19 protein-coding genes and 2 tRNA genes are annotated in these 20,316 nt (G+C 45.2%); 7 read left to right on the top strand and 14 right to left on the bottom strand.

The window, feature by feature from the left end:
* Window positions 1–88: 88 nt before the first annotated feature.
* Window positions 89–895, bottom strand: coding sequence for a type I methionyl aminopeptidase (gene map / locus K2P83_RS14270; protein WP_292930344.1), 807 nt, complete (start codon window positions 893–895; stop codon window positions 89–91).
* Window positions 896–999: 104 nt separating this feature from the next.
* Complete coding sequence (locus K2P83_RS14265) at window positions 1,000–1,596, bottom strand: SPOR domain-containing protein (RefSeq protein ID WP_292930342.1); 597 nt, start codon at window positions 1,594–1,596, stop codon at window positions 1,000–1,002.
* 133 nt (window positions 1,597–1,729) lie between these two features.
* Between K2P83_RS14265 and K2P83_RS14260 the strand changes: the two genes are divergently transcribed.
* Window positions 1,730–2,377: a c-type cytochrome gene (locus K2P83_RS14260; protein WP_292930340.1), complete on the top strand. Its 648-nt coding sequence runs from the start codon at window positions 1,730–1,732 to the stop codon at window positions 2,375–2,377.
* A gap of 97 nt (window positions 2,378–2,474) precedes the next feature.
* Here the strand turns inward: K2P83_RS14260 and hemL are convergent, their stop codons facing one another.
* Genes hemL through thiD form a run of 3 tightly spaced genes read right to left on the bottom strand, consistent with a single transcriptional unit; the run spans window position 2,475 to window position 5,273 of the window.
* Window positions 2,475–3,755 (bottom strand): glutamate-1-semialdehyde 2,1-aminomutase, encoded by a 1,281-nt coding sequence (gene hemL, locus K2P83_RS14255; protein ID WP_292930338.1) that lies wholly within the window; start codon window positions 3,753–3,755, stop codon window positions 2,475–2,477.
* 47 nt (window positions 3,756–3,802) lie between these two features.
* Complete coding sequence (gene thiE / locus K2P83_RS14250; protein ID WP_292930336.1) at window positions 3,803–4,435, bottom strand: thiamine phosphate synthase; 633 nt, start codon at window positions 4,433–4,435, stop codon at window positions 3,803–3,805.
* Entirely contained in the window at window positions 4,416–5,273 is an 858-nt protein-coding gene (thiD, locus tag K2P83_RS14245) for a bifunctional hydroxymethylpyrimidine kinase/phosphomethylpyrimidine kinase (RefSeq protein WP_292930334.1), read from the bottom strand. The genes thiE and thiD overlap by 20 nt, the downstream gene beginning before the upstream one ends.
* Window positions 5,274–5,325: 52 nt before the next feature.
* Here thiD and K2P83_RS14240 point away from each other — a divergent pair, with 52 nt between their 5' ends.
* Entirely contained in the window at window positions 5,326–5,514 is a 189-nt protein-coding gene (locus K2P83_RS14240) for a rubredoxin (protein WP_292930332.1), read from the top strand.
* Entirely contained in the window at window positions 5,515–5,925 is a 411-nt protein-coding gene (gloA, locus tag K2P83_RS14235; RefSeq protein ID WP_292930330.1) for a lactoylglutathione lyase, read from the top strand.
* Between the two features lie 1,043 nt (window positions 5,926–6,968).
* On the opposite strand, the gene K2P83_RS14230 is transcribed toward gloA, so the two are convergent.
* Window positions 6,969–8,273 (bottom strand): M18 family aminopeptidase, encoded by a 1,305-nt coding sequence (locus K2P83_RS14230; protein WP_292930328.1) that lies wholly within the window; start codon window positions 8,271–8,273, stop codon window positions 6,969–6,971.
* 247 nt (window positions 8,274–8,520) lie between these two features.
* Between K2P83_RS14230 and K2P83_RS14225 the strand changes: the two genes are divergently transcribed.
* Both K2P83_RS14225 and K2P83_RS14220 read left to right on the top strand, forming a co-directional pair.
* On the top strand, window positions 8,521–10,158 hold the full coding sequence (locus K2P83_RS14225) for a L,D-transpeptidase family protein (protein ID WP_292930326.1): 1,638 nt from the start codon (window positions 8,521–8,523) through the stop codon (window positions 10,156–10,158).
* Window positions 10,159–10,208: 50 nt separating this feature from the next.
* Entirely contained in the window at window positions 10,209–10,808 is a 600-nt protein-coding gene (locus K2P83_RS14220) for a DUF882 domain-containing protein (RefSeq protein WP_292930324.1), read from the top strand.
* Between the two features lie 264 nt (window positions 10,809–11,072).
* Here the strand turns inward: K2P83_RS14220 and K2P83_RS14215 are convergent, their stop codons facing one another.
* The 5 genes from K2P83_RS14215 to K2P83_RS14200 all read right to left on the bottom strand — a co-directional run bounded on the left by K2P83_RS14215 (window position 11,073) and on the right by K2P83_RS14200 (window position 14,940).
* Window positions 11,073–12,920: a calcium-binding protein gene (locus K2P83_RS14215; protein ID WP_292930322.1), complete on the bottom strand. Its 1,848-nt coding sequence runs from the start codon at window positions 12,918–12,920 to the stop codon at window positions 11,073–11,075.
* A 135-nt stretch (window positions 12,921–13,055) separates the two neighbouring features.
* Entirely contained in the window at window positions 13,056–13,895 is an 840-nt protein-coding gene (locus tag K2P83_RS14210) for a hypothetical protein (RefSeq protein WP_292930320.1), read from the bottom strand.
* Window positions 13,896–14,227: 332 nt separating this feature from the next.
* Window positions 14,228–14,368, bottom strand: a complete 141-nt coding sequence (locus K2P83_RS14205) for a hypothetical protein (protein WP_292930318.1) — start codon at window positions 14,366–14,368, stop codon at window positions 14,228–14,230.
* A gap of 55 nt (window positions 14,369–14,423) precedes the next feature.
* A complete protein-coding gene (locus tag K2P83_RS14375) occupies window positions 14,424–14,606 on the bottom strand; it encodes a transposase (protein ID WP_363279683.1) in 183 nt (60 codons plus the stop codon).
* A 133-nt stretch (window positions 14,607–14,739) separates the two neighbouring features.
* Entirely contained in the window at window positions 14,740–14,940 is a 201-nt protein-coding gene (locus K2P83_RS14200; protein ID WP_292930316.1) for a hypothetical protein, read from the bottom strand.
* A 540-nt stretch (window positions 14,941–15,480) separates the two neighbouring features.
* On the opposite strand from K2P83_RS14200, the gene K2P83_RS14195 reads away from it, so the two are divergent.
* Both K2P83_RS14195 and K2P83_RS14190 read left to right on the top strand, forming a co-directional pair.
* Window positions 15,481–15,557, top strand: a tRNA-Arg gene (locus tag K2P83_RS14195).
* Between the two features lie 70 nt (window positions 15,558–15,627).
* Window positions 15,628–15,703, top strand: a tRNA-Phe gene (locus K2P83_RS14190).
* A gap of 181 nt (window positions 15,704–15,884) precedes the next feature.
* Here K2P83_RS14190 and K2P83_RS14185 read toward each other — a convergent pair.
* From K2P83_RS14185 to metE, 3 genes are all read right to left on the bottom strand, one after another.
* A complete protein-coding gene (locus K2P83_RS14185) occupies window positions 15,885–16,223 on the bottom strand; it encodes a hypothetical protein (protein WP_292930314.1) in 339 nt (112 codons plus the stop codon).
* Between the two features lie 867 nt (window positions 16,224–17,090).
* Window positions 17,091–17,837, bottom strand: a complete 747-nt coding sequence (locus K2P83_RS14180) for a CADD family putative folate metabolism protein (protein WP_292930312.1) — start codon at window positions 17,835–17,837, stop codon at window positions 17,091–17,093.
* A gap of 76 nt (window positions 17,838–17,913) precedes the next feature.
* Complete coding sequence (gene metE, locus K2P83_RS14175; protein WP_292930310.1) at window positions 17,914–20,208, bottom strand: 5-methyltetrahydropteroyltriglutamate--homocysteine S-methyltransferase; 2,295 nt, start codon at window positions 20,206–20,208, stop codon at window positions 17,914–17,916.
* Between the last annotated feature and the right edge of the window lie 108 nt (window positions 20,209–20,316).

Genomic DNA, 20,316 nt, shown 5'->3' with positions numbered 1-20,316 from the left:
TCCCTCGCCTATCATATTGATATGTCTCGGTTGTTGCGTTCCGTGCGCCTCGTGCTTCATCTCGTTCCCCGAATTAATCAGTGTTTCCTTAACTTGAAAAACGGTAGACAGGTTTAGCGGGAGCGCTCGCCGATACTGTCAGAACTTCATGCCCATCTTCAGTAACCAGGATGGTATGTTCCCACTGCGCCGACAGGCTGCCATCCTTGGTGGTAATGGTCCAGCCATCCGGAAGATGGCGGATGGCCGCCTTTCCGGCATTAATCATCGGCTCGACTGTAAAGATCATTCCCGGTTTAAGTTCCAGACCTGACCCTGCACGTCCATAGTGGAGCACTTGGGGACTTTCATGAAATTTTGCGCCAATCCCATGCCCGCAAAATTCTCTGACCACACTATATCCCACCCCTTCAACCAGTTTCTGGATGGCATGTCCGATGTCGCCCAAATGCTTTCCCGGTGCTATTTCATCGATGCCCCGCCACATCGCTTCAAAAGTCACCTCGCATAAGCGTTTGGCTTGTATGGATGGCTCGCCGACATAAAACATCCGACTGGTATCCCCATGATAGCCTTCATAAATCACAGTAATATCAATGTTAATAATATCGCCATCTTTTAACTTCTTCTGCCCCGGAACACCATGGCATATCTGATTATTTACCGAAGTGCAGATGGATTTAGGATACGGGGTATGCCCGGAAGGTGCATAGTTCAACGGCGCGGGTATGGTTTTTTGCACATTCACCATGTAATTATGACAGAGCACATCCAATTCTTCGGTAGTTACACCTGCCACAACAAAGGGGGTTATGTAATCAAGAACCTCCGAGCCCAATCGTCCCGCAATGCGCATTTTTTCAATTTCTTGCGGTGTTTTTATCGATACCGTCATTAAATATTGTCTTATGGGTTATTCAGTGACAGCTATTGAAAATAGCTGCGATTTCTTGGAATTTAAACAATCTGTGTTTATATTACTTCACAAAGCCTTGCACATTATAAACGTTCACATTTACCTTGCGCCAATTGCGTGTCATCAAATTGTTCGACTAATTTTTGCATCTGCTCTTTAATCCGATGTGTGGGATTATGAATTACAATTTTTTTAAGTGTAACGCTACGATCTTCTATCTTAGCATTTGTAATTCCTTTTTTTTCAATCTCTCTGAATTGTTTCAGCGCATCCTGTTGATCGTAAAACATGCCGAGCGATATGGCATTCTCCCATTTAGTGTCATCTTTTACACGAAAACTGACAATTCCAAGATTGCGTAATTTGTTAATCTCGCGATTGGCCGCTTCTTTATTTTGGAATCGTGGAATATATAGCCAATACATCGTGGTATCTTCGGATTCTTCCTGACTATAAAACAAATCCGGAAATAATTCTGCAAGCACCTTTTCAGCATATCGTATTTGTTCTTCATAAAAATTACCCCATACCAGACAATCCTCATTCGCTGGCATTAATATTAATTTTTCAGGATTAACTAATGCCGGCGTACTGGTTGCATTTTGTTCAGTAAACTGAAACCGCATGCCAATCTGATAAGCGATATTCATAATCAGTAAAATAATAAAGATTATTTTCATTGAAAAATAAAATATTAAATGATGAAGATTAACTTAATTTTGTTGTTAACGGTCTTATGCCTTGCTAAAATATACCGTTAATTCTCAAACAAACCTACCAACTTTTGATTGCCTTTAAAAATGGAATAGAAATATGAAAATGATTAAGAATATGGTAATGCTCGCAGCACTCACAATGACTGCACCGCTCGCAGCCGAAACAACAGATACCGCGAATGCTGCTCCGGCAACTACTGTTGCAGAAATCGCAGCTGGCGTATGTGCAGGTTGCCATAGTGCCGATGGCAACAGTGTCATTCCGATGAATCCTATCCTGGCTGGACAGCATGCGGAGTATATCACTAAGCAGTTGATCGACTTTAAAGCAACTGAAAGTGCTCCAGCAAAACGTAACAGCCCCATCATGTCATCGATGGTCGCTGCACTTTCGCCGGAAGACATGAAGCAGCTGGGCGACTACTACGCCCAGCAAAAGACAACGCCAAGTCAAGTGACTGTTGATGATGATAAATTAATTGAGCTTGGAAAACTTCTTTATCATGGTGGCAGTCTCGCTAATGGCGTTCCCGCTTGTGCAAGCTGCCATGGCCCCAATGGATCGGGTATTCCACCGCGCTATCCTGCAATTGCCGGACAACATGCCGAATACACGCTGACACAATTGAATCTATTTAGTGCAGGCGATCGTGCAAATGACAAGAATGTTATGCAACAAGTGATTACTCGCTTGAACGGATATGAAAAACGGGCAGTTTCAGCCTATATTTCCACCATGCGGTAGATTTATATCGGTGTTTAATAAAAAAGGCGGCTAATAATGCCGCCTTTTTTATTATCTTCACGCCAGTAAAGGCTAAAGATACTCAGCCTAGTTTTCTTTACCAGTTCTTAAATATTTTCGCTGTAGCGGACAAGGTTTTGTCTAACTCATTATCGCCATGCATTGACGATACGAAACCAGCCTCAAATGCCGACGGTGCAAAATAGACTCCTTCGTCTAACATCGCGTGAAAGAATCGGTTAAAAGCTTCCTTATCGCATTGCATCACTTCAGCAAAGCTAGTGGGAATACTCTTCCTGAAATACAATCCAAACATACCACCAACCGATTGCGCACAAAAATCTATACCATGTTTACTTGCTGTCGCTGTAATACCATCAACCAACTGTTGCGTCCTTTCTCCTAATTTCTCATAAAACCCGGGTACTTGTACTTGTTTTAGTGTAGCCAATCCTGCCGCAACTGCCACCGGATTACCGGAAAGTGTACCTGCCTGATAAACCGGACCCAGCGGTGCCAAGCATTGCATGATATCGCGGCGGCCGCCAAACGCAGCCATTGGCATACCACCCCCAATAACTTTACCTAATGCCGTCAGATCGGGCTTGATAGCATAAAGCCCTTGCGCGCATCCAAGGCCGACACGGAATCCTGTCATGACTTCATCAAATATCAGCACACTGCCGTTTTGCGTACACAATGTTCTCAGTCCAACAAGAAAATCTGCCGTGGGTGCAACCAGATTCATGTTGCCTGCAACCGGCTCAACAATCACCGCTGCGATCTCTTTTCCCCATTTGTTAAATGCATCTTCAATGCCTGATAGGTCGTTGTAATCCAGAACTATCGTATGACCAGCGGTTTCAGCCGGCACACCGGCTGAACTCGGATTACCGAAAGTTAATGCGCCCGAACCCGCTTTAACCAGCAAAGAATCATCGTGACCATGATAGCAGCCTTCGAATTTAATGATTTTGCTTCTGCTGGTAAACCCGCGCGCCAATCGAATCACGCTCATCCCCGCTTCCGTGCCGGAACTCACCAATCTGACTTGCTCGATAGAAGGAACCAACTGACAAATCAATTTTGCAATGTCCAGTTCTGCTTCCGTCGGCGCGCCAAAGGTTAAGCCATTTTGTGCTGCAAGCTGAACTGCTTTCACCACATCCGGATGCGCATGGCCTAGAATCAAGGGACCCCATGATCCCACGTAATCAATGTACGATTTACCATCAGCATCCCAAAAATATGCGCCTTCCCCGCGTTGAAAAAAAATAGGCTCGCCACCCACCGATTTAAAAGCGCGAACAGGAGAATTAACACCGCCTGGAATAAATTGCTGGGACTGTTCAAATAATTGATGATTGCGTGAAGTCATTTGGTTACTCATGATAAAAATTATAAAAAAAACCGGTTATAAAGACGTTAATTCGTTTCTTCAAATAGTTGCGCATACTGTGCTGCTTTTATTTTAATGTTTTCGGATTGAAACAAATCATTACAAACGGCTAATGCAACACATCCGCTTTGAATAACCGTTTTGGCATTAGTCAATCGAATGCCGCCAATCCCGACAATGGGAACAGTTATTTTCTTTTTCGCTTCGCCGATCAAATCCACCGTAACCAAAACTGTATTGGGTTTAGTCAGTGAAGGAAAGAAAGCGCCAAAAGCAACATAATCTGCCCCTTCTTTTTCAGCCTGAAGTGCCAAATCCAGATTGTTATAGCAGGAAGCACCGACAATTTTATTGCGTCCCAATTGATTTCTTACATTGAATAGAGAGGCATCCTGTTGACCGACATGTAATCCGTCCGCATCAATCTCTATCGCCAAATCAAGGTAATCATTGATAATCAAAGGCACTCTGTATTCTCTACACAACAGCAATAATAATCCAGCCTGCTCTCTCAACAAAGTTCTGTTTGCTGATTTATTACGGTATTGTAAAAGCTGCACTCCACCCTCCAACGCTTGTCGCGTCTTATCAAGCAGATCCTTCGTATTTTTAAACTCTGGAGTAATTGCATACAGCCCGTTAATCTTTTGGTTTCTCAATGATTGGCTCTTCGTTCTCGTTCTCTTCTATATCTTTAGCCCAGAAAAGTCTATTCGGGATATATTGCCCCATTCCCGGACGAAACCCCGCTCGTAAAGTGTGCCAAGTATAATCCTGCGCTTCAATGATGCTTTCGCTCACTGATAATCCATTGGCTAATGAAGCTGCTATCGCTGATGCCAAGGTACAGCCTGATCCATGATAAGTATTTTCAAGCCTTTCCCATTCATCGGTGCGCACAACACCATCAGCTGCGAACAATGTATTCACCACATGCACCGAATTTTCATGCGTACCCGTTATCAAGACATACTCGCATCCCATGTGCAATAATCTTTGTGCACAAAGACTTAAATCCAACTTGACTTCATTAGTATCATTTTCCTGATGCGCAAGGTGCCTGGCTTCCAGACTGTTGGGGGTTAATATCGTGACTTGCGGTAGTAACAATTCTCGCATTGCATCAATCATTTCTTCATTTGCCAGCTCATCCCCGCGTCCCGAGGTTAATATCGGATCCATGACCAAAGGAATCTGTGGATAATCTGAAATAACTTCCGCAATGGCAGCGATAATCTCAACGCTGCCTAATAAGCCAATCTTGAAGACATGAACAGGCATATCTTCCAATACCGCTCGCGCCTGATCAGCAACCCATTCAGGTTCTAGTGGCATCACATCGTCGACACCGGCCGTATCCTGAACCGTTATTGCCGTTACAATTGATAGTGGATGGCACCCCATACTGGCAATGGTGAGGATGTCAGCCTGTAGGCCTGCTCCACCACTGGGGTCATTGGCTGCAAAAGAAAGTACAATAGGGGGTGGCTGTAACATGCATTAATACCGTAAAATGTCATTTTAACCTAAAAGGAAATTGCTATCTATCATGCCTACCGAAGAGAATCGAGATTACAATCGTTACATGTGTTTAATTTGCGGCTTTATTTATGATGAAGCCTTGGGATCTCCGGATGAAGGCATTGCACCAGGCACACGCTGGGACGATGTCCCGATCAATTGGACCTGCCCGGAATGCGGTGCACGTAAAGAAGATTTTGAAATGGTAAAAATATAAATGCGTATTTTGCATACCATGCTTCGAGTCGGCAATCTCGAAAAATCACTTACGTTTTACACGCAGGTATTAGGCATGAAATTACTGCGCCGCAAAGATTATCCGGATGGCAAATTTACACTTGCATTTGTAGGTTATCAGGATGAAGCGAGCGGCACAGTACTTGAATTGACCCACAATTGGGATACCCAGGCATACAACCTAGGAGAAGGCTTTGGCCACATTGCCATTGAAGTCGATGATGCGTATCAGGCCTGTGAGAATACCAAGAAACTGGGCGGAAAAGTAACGCGTGAAGCTGGTCCGATGAAGCATGGCACAACGATTATTGCATTTGTGGAAGATCCCGACGGATACAAAATCGAGTTTATTCAGAAAAAACAGCCCGCCCCTTCCAATACCAACGACTAACGGTTGAGCGATACACGGCTTACAAACTCTCTTATGGCCCTCATCAACTGATTTTAAGAAGTGGAATTAAACCGGCTGCTCATTGACAACGAGCTGCAGTTCCCGCAGCTCAGCCGCGCAGCACGCGGGAGTCGCCCGATTTCCAGCCCTTGTGGATCGATGACCGGCTCCGCCGGGTAATCTCCAAACCGATCCTGGCACCACTCCCACACATTACTGCGCATCTGAGTCTCGACCGGAAGTTCTTACCCTTTAAATCCACTGGGATTTCCCCCTTTACTACTTCCCACAGCGCTTGTGTCACCGTCGTATCCACAATCCAGAATCCTTTGGTTAAAGTCACCTAATGTTGCAATTCATCATCACAGCGTTCCGGCTCATCAATCGGCGACCCCATCAAAAACATCCCCGGTTCACACCAACCAAACGCCTGCCGCACGCCTTTGCAGGTGAATGCCATCCATAGCCCGAATCATCCTCGCCCCAATCGGATGCCAAAGCTTCCAGGAATTCTTCAGGAAAAAGGTGTGTTTGCGAATAGTGATCATAATTCGCAGAATGATAAGCAGGGTGCAATAACCGCAGGGTTTTGCATCACAGAATTCAACATTACGCCACCGGTCTCAGTCCAAAACATCAACATCCCCTCATCACCGCCCGCCCAGTCCTTCTGATTAACGCCTTGCTAGACCAGTTTATGAAAAATCGAACACGGCCAATCAGCCACCGATTTTACCCAATCATGTTTTCGCGGATTAATATGCACGTAATCCCTATGCGCTCTGAAATCACGTTCATCCCGAATCAATTGCTCCCAATACCACCGTTGCCAAATCCCTCGTTCACCGCAACGCATGCGGACGGCGCTACGCCTTTCGGTTTGTGGAAATCCCTTCGAAATGATGTGGTCCAATAGACCCGAACACTCCGGTTAAGAGAAAATCAGAATCTATCAAGAATCACAATTAACACAATTCGTTTAGAACACCGTTTTAAGAAAATTATCAGGTGATACAAAAGGCAAGCACTATTGGTCGCTGTCCCTAGTCGCTTAAAAACCGCTTCAGTACTTTGATCATATACTCGTGATCCTGCACACCGGCACTTTCGCGGATGCTGTGCATCGCCCACATCGGGCAACCGACATCAATGCTGCGGATGCCGAGTTTCGATGAGGCGATCGGACCGATAGTGCTGCCGCAGGGCAGGTCGCTGCGGTGTGAGTAGTGTTGATAGGGAACACCGGCTTCTTCGCACCATTGGATAAAGTGTGCAATCGACACGCTTTCGGAGCTGTAGCGACGGTTGGCGTTGGATTTGATCACCGGGCCTTTGTTGATGAATACTTTGTGATCCGCGTCATAGGCCGAGGGGAAATTAGGGTGATAGGCATGCGCCATGTCCGCGCTGATCAAGAAACTCTGCGCCATCGCGCGTGCCGTATCTTCGCGCCCCGACGATGTGGCGATGCTGATGCGTTGCAGGACATCGGATAAAAAGCTGCCGGCAGCGCCAATATAACTTTCGCTGCCGATTTCTTCGTGATCAAAAAACGCGCACACCAGGGTGCTTTCGGCATGATTCAGGATGTTATCGTCCAGCAATGCCTGCAGCGCGGCGTGGCAGGAAGCCAGGTTATCGATCTGGCTATCGGCATAAAACTCTTCATTCGCACCCCAGAATGCACCCTTCTGCGTGTCGTAAACCGCCAGATCCCACGACAACAGTTGCTCGGCGCCGATGCCCGTCGCCTGCTCCAACAGTTGCAGAAAGTAAGGTTCTGGTAACTGGTCGCCGGTCAATTGCGCAAACAGCAACGGCAATTCGTTCTGTTTATGCAGCTTCAAGCCATCTTCATTGACACTTCGGTTCATGTGAATCGCCAGATTCGGTAAGCGCAGCAATGGCCGGTCGAAGCGCACTCGTTTGTAGGCAAGAGTTCCCTGCTCGTCGAGGTAGCTGATCCGCCCGGACAGGCTCAGATCTCGATCAGCAAAGGTCGCGAGGATCGGTCCGCCGTAAATTTCTACACCAAGCCGGGCCAGGCTGTCGCTCGCGGTTGCGGCGTTCGGCCGGATGCGGAATCCCGGCGAGTCGGTGTGTGCCCCGACAATTTTGAAGCCCGACTCGGCCGGTGCTTTATTTCCCAATACGAACAACACAATCGACGAATCATCGCGCACGACGTAATACCGTCCACCCGCTTGCAATGACCATTTAGCGGTTTCGTCGAGGCAGACAAACTGCGATGCTTGAATCGCCACTTCAACCGTAGACACCGCATGCCAGGGACTCGGGCTTTGGTCGATGAAATCCAGTAATGCTTGCACGTGTTGTTTTGCTGTCATGATTTGTATTTTTTCTCAATAATTTATACCGGAAAACGGGAAACCGTTTCTGCTGCGGGAAAAATATACGGAAAGGCGCGGATACAGTCAAATGCGCTGCTGCAAGCAAATGTTTAAAGTCTATGACAGCAGAAATCGAGAAATGGGCGGTGATTTCACCTTTCAGGCCGATACGTAGCAGCACAGCATTGATGATAAAATCCCGGCAACTTCACTTAATAACTCTGTTCAGCAAAGGAATCGCTGCGTGCACCGCTTTCAAAATATACTCTTCTTACCGCATTTACAGTTCTTCTGTTGCTTGTTCTTTCTGTTCAGCCCATCGATCACCCTCGCGCTGATCGCGGATGCGAAAGAAATCGAACGGCGACTCACAAAACCCGAGGAGCTTTCACTGAGCAAAAACGGGATTGCCGACTTGCAGCGATTCTATGCCGCGCGGAATTTCCAGTCGGTATGGGCTACGGCAAACCCGGCATCGTCTTTGCTCGATACGGCATTAACTTTTATAGCCAATGCGGAAACCGAAGGACTGGATAGTCACGATTATCAACTGCATCAATTACAGCAATTGCAGCAGCATGCTGGACAATCTTCGTCTGCAGCAATCGAACTGGAAGTGCTGACAACGCATGCCGTGCTGATGTTAGCGCGGGATTTAGCGCGGGGACATTTGACGGCAACCGCGGCTGACAAGGATTGGCACATTCCACAACCCGTGTTCGATACCGTCGCTTTCTTGCAGGAAGTACTTAAGAAAGACCGGTTGCAGCAGTCATTCGATGATCTATCTCCGAAGAATCCAAGTTATCAATCGCTCAAGCAAACATTGGCGCACTACCGCCAGCTTGCCGACAATCACACGGAATGGGTTCAAGTTCCCAGCTCGCCATCGATACGGCCAGGCGAAACACATCCGAACATTCCCTTGATCCGCCAGCGCATTGCGCAAGCGTATGCTGCCGATGGCGTCGCCGAATATCACATCACTGCTACCGGAAACCAGGACTACGATCATGAGCTGGTAACGGCAGTCAAAGCTTTTCAGGCGCAACACGGTTTGAATAGCGACGGCGTGATCGGCAAAAACACCCTTCGTGCCTTGAATAGACCGCTGGCTTGGAAAATTCGCCAATTACGCATCAACATGGAACGCCTGCGCTGGCTGCCGAAAAATTTGGGCGCACGCTATTTGCTGGTAAATACTGCCGGTTTCAAACTTTCCGCATTCGAGCACGACGAGCAAGTTCTGGATATGCGCATCATCGTCGGACGCGATTATCGCAGTACGCCCAGCTTCAACGGCGCACTGTCGCACATGGTGATCAACCCTTATTGGAATGTTCCGGTCAGCATTGCAGTCAAGGATTTGTTACCGAAGCAGCAAAGCGACCCCTACTATTTCAGCAGTGCTGGTTTCAAGGTTTTCCCCGGCAATAACCGCAACGCCGAAGCCATCGATCCGGAAACTATCGATTGGCTCAGTCTCAAGCGAGGGTTTCCTTATTTCTTGCGTCAGGACCCCGGCAAGGACAACGCGCTAGGACGGCTCAAGTTCATGTTCACCAACTCTTTCGATATTTATCTACACGACACGCCGTCCAAATCGCTGTTCCAGAGAGATATTCGCACGTTCAGCTCCGGCTGCATCCGGCTGGAAAAGCCACTGGAATTGGCGGCTTTCGCCTTGAATAAAGAAAGTTTATGGGAAAAATTCACGGAAAATATGGGAAACGAAAAAACCATCACCACGCATTTACCTAAACCACTGCCGATTTACTTAGTGTATATTACGGCCTGGGTCGATGGACCACGCAAATTGGTACATTTTTACCCCGATATTTATGAGCGAGATTCAAACGCTTTGCGGTATGCTCGCTGGTAATAACTGATTATTCGCACACATTCGCAACATTTTCAGGGAGAAAATAGCCGATGATACGAAACTTTCTAAATCAAACCCACTTATCTGAAACAGAACCAGAACTAAGCCGCCGTCACTTTCTAAAAGCAGGATTAGGTGCATGCACTTTGCTGACACTTCCAATGGCCGCAACCTCTGTTCATGCAGCAATCAAAAGACCCTTCGAGAAGAAACTGAGTTTTCTTAACTTACACACCGGCGAACGCACGCGTGCAACCTTCTGGGCCAATGGCCGATATATTCCTGAAGGAATGCGCGCAATCAATCATGTGCTGCGTGACCATCGTACCGGTGACCGCTATCGAATAGATCCGGAGCTATTCGATTTTCTGCATCTGCTGCAACACAGGCTGAGAACCAATCAGGAATTCCATGTGGTCTCGGCATACCGCTCCCCTGCTACCAATGCCAAGCTGGCGAAACAAAGTGGTGGCGTTGCTAAAAACAGTATGCATACGCATGGAAAGGCCATCGACATTCGCTTACCGGGTCGAAAATTATCCGATCTGCGTGCTGCTGCCTTATCCCTGCAAATGGGTGGTGTCGGCTATTACCCTTCCTCCAATTTCATCCATCTGGATACAGGGCACGTACGTTTCTGGGGCGGTTAATATAAACCTGTCGCTCGTGCGTACATCGAGTCTTGAAAACAGCGAGAAGTATCGCTGAATTTTTCCGATACTGAGAGGATCTTAATCAAAACATTGCACGGTATTCTGCAACTTTTGTCACCGGCGGATTCAACTTTTATGTGCAAATTGCAAAACTCAACATCGGTTCTAATTCTTTATTCGAGAACTGAGCACCTCTGTTTACAAAAATAACCACCTGAGAAATATTTCATTAACTATTCCCAGGTAGTTAATTTCGCCGGTTTAGATCACCACAATATCCGCGTTGGTCATGCTCAACCCAACGCCAACCGCTGCTACTTGTATCGCAGCACTTGTTCCATTGCCATCCGCATCGTATAGCAATTCACCCGTTGCATTGTTATAGATAATGAAATCATTGGCATCGACTGCTTGCGTACCTATTCTAAACTGACCGGCGCCCAATGTACCCGTTGTCTTTAATGCCGTAAATACAGCATTTTCTAACTGGATAGTATCATTGGCAACGTTATAGTCGTTAATCGTATCAATGTGACCCGTTGTAGTAAATTTGAAGATATCGTTACCTGATCCACCGATTAGCGTGTTAAACCCTTCTTTGCCATCTAGCATATCATTACCCGCACCTCCTTTTAGGGTGTTGTCATTAGCATCCCCCGTCAATGTATCGCCAAACTTGCTTCCGATGACAGCTTCAATACCACTCAACGCATCATCGCCACTTCCTCCGGAAGCCGTTCCCAAAGCAAGATCGACCGTAACAGCCGAGGCTGCATCACTGTAACTAGCCCAATCGAATCCTTTGTCCCCAAGCAAGGTGTCGTTGCCTAATCCACCCATTAGCACATCATCACCCCAGCCTCCATTCAAAGTATTGTCATTCGCATTCCCAGTCAGCTTATCGTTTTCATTGCTACCAATAACACCTTCAATCTCACTTAGCGTGTCATTGCCACTTCCTCCAGAAGCGAGGCCTGTAGCAAGATTGACTGTGATACTTGAAAATGCATCAGTATAATTGGCCCAATCAAAGCCTTTACCACCTGTCAATATATCAGTGCCCAATCCACCAACCAGCTGATCATCACCGTCACCGCCGTCTAACGAATCATTCTCAGTGCCACCGTCCAGGTAATCATTACCATCACCACCTACCAGCACATCATTATCTTCACCACCCCACAAATAATCATCACCCAGTCCGCCCACTATCGTATCTTTTCCAACGATACCCTCGAAGAAATTATTATTATCATCACCGATCAGAATATCGTTATAGTAGCTACCAGTAATTCCTTCAATTCCCTTCAGTATGTCGTTGCCTTCCCCTCCAGAAGCGCTACCAGTAGCAAGGTTGACTGTCACCGCAGAAGAAGCATTCCAATAATGAACTCTGTCGGTGCCCCACCCATTCCCTCCTATCAATAAGTCACTGCCCAATCCACCGAATAAGGAATCATTACCCTCACCACCCACTACCGAATCGTTACCACTGCCTCCATATAACCAATTATCAGTACCACTTCCACTCACTAGCGAATCATTACCCTCACCACCGTCTAACGTAATGTAATTACCGTCACCTCCTATGAGCTTATCATTACCACTGCCACCGTACAGAGAGCTGCCATCAATATTTCCTCCTATCAATGTATCGTTAAAGTTGCTGCCTATAGTTGATTCAATTCCGCCCAAAATATCGTTCCCATCTCCTCCAGAGGAAGTGCTCGTGACAAGATTGACCATAACAGCTGCAGTAGCATCAGAATAATCAGCCGAGTCAAAACCATCACCACCTATTAATGTGTCATTACCTTTATTGCCTCTCAATGTATTGTTATTCGCATCACCTATCAGAGTATCGTTGTATTTACTACCGCTAATACCTTCAATTCCATTCAAAATATCCTTACCATCACCTCCAGATGCAATACCAGCAGCAAGGTTGACCGTCACAGCTGAAGGTGCGTCAGTATACAAAGCCCAATCAAAGCCTTTCCCGTCTCCGCCTATTAATACATCATTCCCGAGCTTACCGGTTAGATCATCCGCAACATCATCCAAGCCAATCAACGTATCGTTTCCATTGGTACCAATATATGTAGTCATAGTATTTCCTAAAGATCAGCAATATTTTAAAAATATTCGTATGTGATAATTTGAGTCAGTGTCGCAATATATTTTCTAATGTTAATCAATCACCATAAGCTTCCCTCCTTGAGCGCACGTATTTAAAATAAAAATTTAAAAAATTTGCAATGTGATGTCTCGTCCGAGAAAGCGTTTTGACAAACGCGCTATGACCGGATTCTCACGAAAACTGTCTTCAACCAACCCATTCTCATAACAATCCAACCACAGTCGCGACTTAGGATCACGGAGATGATGTCGGCGAAATCCTTCTTGGATAAATCCTATGGCTTCGGTACTTTTTTGTGAGTGAGGGTTATTAGAAAGAACTAATGAAGTTAATTTATGCAATCCAATTTGATTGAAAGCAAAATTAAGGATTAACAGCATAGTAATCAAGGAAGCGCGTTGGCGATCTCCGTAATCTGGAATTCCAACGAGTAACTCGGCGCGCCTGTGCGCAATTTGAATATCTACTAAGCTCGCAAGTCCAATCGGCTTAAGATTATTGCTTGAAAATACTTGAGGATTATCGACTCGTTCTACTTTTCTGATGATCCAATGCATCGTTTTAGATTGTGCAACCGAAAACTCACTATGCTTGAGTGCAAAAAGAATCGATTCCGCACTTTGATTTTTACGCCCCATCGGAAGAAGTTGTTCCATAAATTCTTCATTTGCATAACATTGCTGCAAGAATGAAAAATCACTCTCTTCGGGTATCGTCAGATGCACCCCACTGCCTGCAATCGGTAAGCTCCAACGATGATCAACAATAAATAGCCTATCCAGCAGCAGAGGATGGCTTGGGAAATTCACTAAACCCTGCAAGATTAAATCGCGGGCATGCCGATAATCCTTTTTATGGAATTGCTCATTGATCAGAGTAATCCAGTTGGCTAAATTAGGTTTCACTGACGATTCTATATTATCGAATTCATTATGTACTGACATGATAGAGCCCATTTCTAGTCAACTTTTTATGATAATACCTTAGAAATTATTTTTTCTGTAATTCCCAATAACTCCTAAGAATTTAGAGATCTATTTGCAATGAAAGCAAAGCTACAGAATCAGAACGATTCCTGCTATGACAAAAATCACTGTCTATACTAACCTTCAATATTGAATTACACATCAAGGAGTAGGTACAAATTCACGAAACAAAAACAAGAGATGAGTACACTAACCTGAGCCACAGAACAAAAGCCTTGCTTAATTCATCGAATGTATTCTCAATTCTTTCAAGAAACACAATATATCCACATGATTAGTTGAATGATTATTTAAGTTGATTGGGAAGCGGGAACGAGTTGCATGCCAAGTTTTTCAGCGCGCTTGGCGAGGTGATGCATAACACGCTGGCGATAACGCTCCTCGTAGTAATCCTGCCCTTGGTATGTGTATTCCGCACCCTTGGTTAACATGATACAGACAAGCTGAGCCAGTCTGTGGGTGGTTGCGGTAATCGCCTTGGTTCGATCAAGACGAGCGGCAAGCCGTCTGAAGTAGACCCCAAGCGCCGACCAGGAAAAAATGCTTCGCGCTTTTGAAGCGAGATATGTCGGGACCGACTTCGACAATCACCTTGAGCATGGTCGCCGGGTTGATGCCGTTGATCCGAGTCAGATCGACACCGCACAGTCGAAACAGGTAAGTTCGCACATTGAATTGCGGTGCATTCTTGGAGCTCTATGCGCGTCTACCCCGGCCCGGATCGCTATCATCATCGCCAACAAGCGTTGCCAGCATGCTTTCGAGTTTGGTGTCACATTCAGTCAACAGCGTTCCATAATTATCATAGAACGCCATCACTTGCTCGAGTGCGAACAAATTCTCCTCGCGCCAGTTGCACGTTCATCTGGGTTAACGATTTTTGCATGCGCTGAATATGCCGGTCTTGAGAAGCCAGCAACATATCGCGTTGTCGTGATACCGCACGCAACATGCAAATTTCATCCGCCGGGTGAAAAGCGCCAGACAGCAAGCCATAGCTCATCAACCGTTGCAGTCACTAGTAGTCGAGAACATCTGACTTGCGAACGGAGATGTTCTTTACATGCCGTGCATTGACAAGATTCACGGCAAATCCACGCGCTTCGAGAATCTCGTAGAGCGGTATCCACTACACGCCCGTTAATTCCATCGCCACCGTATCCACGCCGCAGGCGTGACCCGTGATCACTCTTTTACAGGCAGGAACGCTCCAGTGACTATCCGGTCTTCGCTGTTGCGGTATTCCACTTTACCTCATGTCTCGCCGCATCGTCCTTCTTTCAAACGCATTGCGGCCGAAGGCCGATTACTACGCTCATTTCATATTGGAAGAGACTAAGCCTTGACAAGATCTGCCAAATACACCATGATCGCCCCCGCAAAAAGAAATAATGATTATTTGTAGAAAAACGACCGGCTTAGTTGGTTACAGTTGAAAGCATCGAATACGGTAACAAAAGCATAAGTTCGAATCCAGAATTGCTTCAATCTGATATAATCTCCCGGTTAACAAAATAAGCTGGAAGTAATTTGATTGTGCTTAGCGCCCGTAGCTCAGTTGGATAGAGTACTTGGCTACGAACCAAGGGGTCGTGGGTTCGAATCCTGCCGGGCGCGCCAATTCATCGAATAATTTTTTTACAATTCAATAAACAAGTCTATCTGTTTTTTGTCTAGACATTTCTCAAATGGCCAAGTAGCTCAGTCGGTAGAGCAGAGGACTGAAAATCCTTGTGTCGGTGGTTCGATTCCGCCCTTGGCCACCAGTAAAAACAAGCACTTATAGAATAATAATCTTAAGCGCTTTTTATTTTCAGGAAATTGTAACCGTTTTGTAACCGTGTTTGATCAATATTAAACAATAACACACCTGCATAAATGCAGATTCACCGATAAAAAAACCAGCATCCAAAGAATGCTGGCCAGTTTTTAAATTCGATTACTAAATTAATTGTTCTGAGTTTTATTATCCGGGTGATTAGGTTTGGTTTGCGAGTGATTTTTTTCAGGGCCTGCTCTTTGGTCAGAATGTTGTGCTTTGATTTTGGCCTCTAAAGCATCTGATTTTTTATCAGCTGCTTGATTGCATGACTTTAATGCTTCAAAATCTTTCGCATTTTGTACACAGCTAAGACGCTCTTGTGATAGATCCATCCATTCTTTTATATTTCCAATTCTACGGTCTTTTTCAGCTTTTAAATCTTTATCCTGATCGGCAGCAGCCAGTATGGGTGATGAAAAGACTAGACATGCAGCCAGTATTGCCAATAGGTTAAATTGTTTCATTTTAATATATTCCTTATTTAAAAATATTTATTTAGAGATTCTCAGAGTTACGCCGCTAATAATGACCATTATTCCTAAACTGTTCTGTACGCTATAGAACATAGCTTATATCTCGCGAAATGAGAGAGATAATAAACTATGCTACAAGAAGTAGGAATTTGATAATTAGATTGGATCTGATAAAAAACCCAATGCGTTCGTGAGAGAGGGGAAGAGAGAACGCACTGGGAGGGGGTAGATCTACTTCATTGACGAATCCGGCTATGCTAAAAGAACGCACTTCATCACGCGGTCTTCACATCTGGAGAGTTATCAAATGCGAGATAAAATTTTAATTATCTTTGTAGTTCAGTTCTGTGCGGTTCCCAACATAAGAAACATGATAGACCCGCCATAAAAGACGGGTCTGGTGTTTGCGTTATGCTACGTTCTAGCGGTCAATGTTCGGTTGCCGTACAGATCAAGTATTTCAAAAACGCTAAGTGAGAACCCAAACTCTCTGCCTTGCTTTCGGCCTCAGCTTCAGTTCGATGAGTAGAGATAAGTTTGCCGCTCGTTCCCAACAGGTAAGATTCGCGCAATTTCAATATAAATCCATTAGGTAAATTGTTATGAAGCACAGCAGAACATTTTGCAGTATATCGCCGTGTTTTATAACAACAAAAGACTGCATTCATACCTGGATTACAAAAGTACGAATAAGCAGTAACCAGAAAATAAAACACCCTGCTGCATGCAGCAGGGTGTTAAATGAGAAATTAGACAATGGTTTTAACTTATTCCCACTCCAAGGGGCGAGGAATTGAATCCTTTAAAATTAAAATCCACTGAACGAACAAACCAAAAACCAAAAACCAAAAACCAAACTTAATGTAATGTCACCACTGTCTCTTGCTCATCACATATCAGATTTGCACAATATGTTTCATGGATGCCATCCAAGAAACTCCATAGCGCGTCACAGGCTTCTTTGGTAGCAGCCAGTACTTCGGCTTGCTTTTCCGGAGTATCGGCAAACCGCTCAATGATTGCCCATTCTGCTTGTGAGTGATATATATCCGCTTTTTGATGTACCGAGAAGAACTCATAATCTTCAGGATTTTTCATCCCATAGAATTTAGCCAAGCCATCAATTTTCACGGCGGCAATATCAGGCACTTGTGATTCAAACGCATGCAATGCAGCAAGTCCTGCATAAAATGGACGATTTAAACAAATATCCCGGAATGTCGAAACCAGCTTCTCAGTATTGGGTAATGCTGCTGCATTAGCCAAGCTCTTATCACTTGCACCTAGTGCGAAAGCAAAGTTTTTCCATAATGCTGGGTGATTTTTCTCGCCATGTTCTTCGTCGATTAGATTTTTTAATACTTCCTGGCGCACGCTGATATCACCGCTGTTTGTTTCTGCATGAATATGCGGCGTATTAAAGTGCACAGCACTTAAGTAGGTTGGTTCAGCTAAAACATTATAAAAATATTGTTCCGCATAATGCCGCAACTGTTCTTTCGTTAGTTTGCCTTCTGTCCAGGCTATATAGAAAGGATGTTTGAGCAGGTGTTTTTCACCGATAATGGCTGCTATTTTTTGTTTGAGTATGGTATTAGTCGTCATGATTACTCCTTTTAAACCGAGGTGGATAAAGATGCTGCATATCATCGCTTAAATAACATCAGCAAGTCAAATTTAGCTAACCTGCGTTGCGGGCAGCTTGGCTGGATAAATACCGGCTCGCAGCAATCATATTGCGTAGTGCCGGTTTCACTTCTTCCCAATCGCGTGTTTTCAATCCACAATCAGGATTCACCCACAAACGCTCAGCCGGTATACGTTGCGCTGCTTTCTCCATCAAATGAATGATTGATTCGACAGAGGGTATATTGGGTGAATGGATATCATACACGCCCGGGCCAATCTCGTTGGGATAATGAAATTGATCAAATGCATCGAGCAATTCCATATCAGACCGGGAAGTCTCAATCGTAATCACATCCGCATCCATTCGAGCAATGGCTTCCATAATGTCATTGAATTCTGAATAACACATATGCGTATGAACCTGCGTTTCATCTTTAACGCCATTCGCAGTAATACGAAATGCACGAATAGCCCAGTCAAGATAAGTATTCCATTGTGATTTTCTCAATGGCAGCCCTTCTCTTAGTGCGGCTTCATCAATCTGGATAATCCGGATACCGGCTTTTTCCAAAGCCAATACCTCATCGCGAATCGCCAGCGCCAACTGCAAGCAGGTTTCTTCACGCGATTGATCATCACGCACAAACGACCAATTCAACATGGTTACCGGCCCGGTTAACATGCCTTTCATCGGCTTTTTGGTTAATAATTGCGCATATTGAATCCATTCCGTAGTAATCGCCTGAGATTGTGAGATATCACCATAAATAATCGGCGGTTTGACACATCGTGAGCCATACGATTGCACCCAGCCAAACTGAGTAAAAGCATAACCTGACAATTGTTCGCCAAAATATTCCACCATATCATTGCGTTCGGGTTCACCATGCACCAAAACATCCAATCCAAGCGTTTCCTGCTCTCTCACACAGAGTGCAATCTCATTCTGCATCGCCTGACGATATTCTGATTCTGTTAATTTGCCTTCGCGGTAATCATGGCGCGTTTGTCTGATTTCCTGTGTTTGCGGGAAAGATCCAATGGTTGTAGTGGGGAAAAGTGGCAGTTGAAATTTTTCCCGTTGCACAACTGTGCGTTGATGATAGGGTGATTGACGCGTCCCCATCGCCTCATTGATTTCAAGCACGCGCGCTTTCACGGCTGCCTGATGTACGCGTTTGGATTGCTTGCGGCTGGTTATCGCCGCATAATTTTCCTGCAAGATTTCAGTAACACTTTCTCTGCCATGATTCAGTGCTTTTGCCAGCACTTCAACTTCATTTAATTTCTGCACAGCAAACGCCAGCCACGACTGAATATCCGCATCCAATCTCTGTTCATTATCCAGATCAACGGGCACATGCAACAATGAACAGGATGGCGCAAGCCAAAGCCGATCTTGCAAGCGTGCAGAGATAGGTTCCAGCCAATCCAGTGTTGCAGATAAATCGGCTTTCCAGATATTTCGCCCGTTGATAACGCCCAAAGAGAGGATTTTATGCGTCGGCAACCAATCAATCACCTTGGCGATTTCATCTTTGGCCGTGATGGCATCCAGGTGCAGTCCATCAACCGGCAGTTCGCAGGCTAATTGCAAGTTATCCTGCAGTTGGCCAAAGTACGTCGTTAATAACAGTTTGATAGGTGTGGCCTGCAATTGATAATAAGCTTTTCTCAGGGCATGTTTCCATTCCGGAGCCAGTTCCATTACCAATATGGGCTCATCAATCTGTACCCATTCGATGCCTGAATTAAAAAGCTCATGCAGCAATTGTGCGTAGGGATTTAACAGATCATCTAATAAATCGAGCTTATCCGCACCATCCTTGGATTTTCCCAACCATAAATAGGTCACCGGGCCGAGAATGACCGGTTTGACTTGATGATGGGTTTCCCTGGCTTGCTGAATTTGTTCAAGCAAATGACTGGAATTCAGTGAGAATCGCGTATTTTTCTCAAACTCGGGTACGATGTAATGATAGTTCGTATCAAACCACTTTGTCATTTCACCGGCATTGACACAGGAGCTGGCAGAATCGTCACTGACCGAACGTCCCCTGGCTACCCGAAAGTAGTTGTCTATCGCACTCCCCGATAATCCACTGACACGCGCCGGAATATTGCCCAACATAAAACTGGTATCCAGCACATGGTCGTATAACGAAAAATCACCAATCGGAATCCAGTCAAGCGCAGCTTGATCCTGCCAGTGCTGCGTTCTAAGATCGGCTGCAATTTCTAATAAGGCTTGTTCAGAAATTATCCCTTTCCAGTATTTCTCTAAAGCAAATTTTAACTCTCGCTTTCTGCCGATACGCGGAAACCCCAGACTGTGTGTTGTTACCATGATTCAATCACCACTCATAGAATAATAAAAGTTCGGCTATTGTATGAACAATGAGTAATGAATAATAATGATAAGATTTAATATTCTAATAAGGTTTCCTCATAGATG

This window comes from Nitrosomonas sp., from assembly GCF_019752415.1.
Taxonomy (GTDB): Bacteria; Pseudomonadota; Gammaproteobacteria; order Burkholderiales; family Nitrosomonadaceae; genus Nitrosomonas.
Note: the sequence above shows the minus strand (reverse complement) of the source record. Positions and strands in the feature narration are given on the sequence as shown.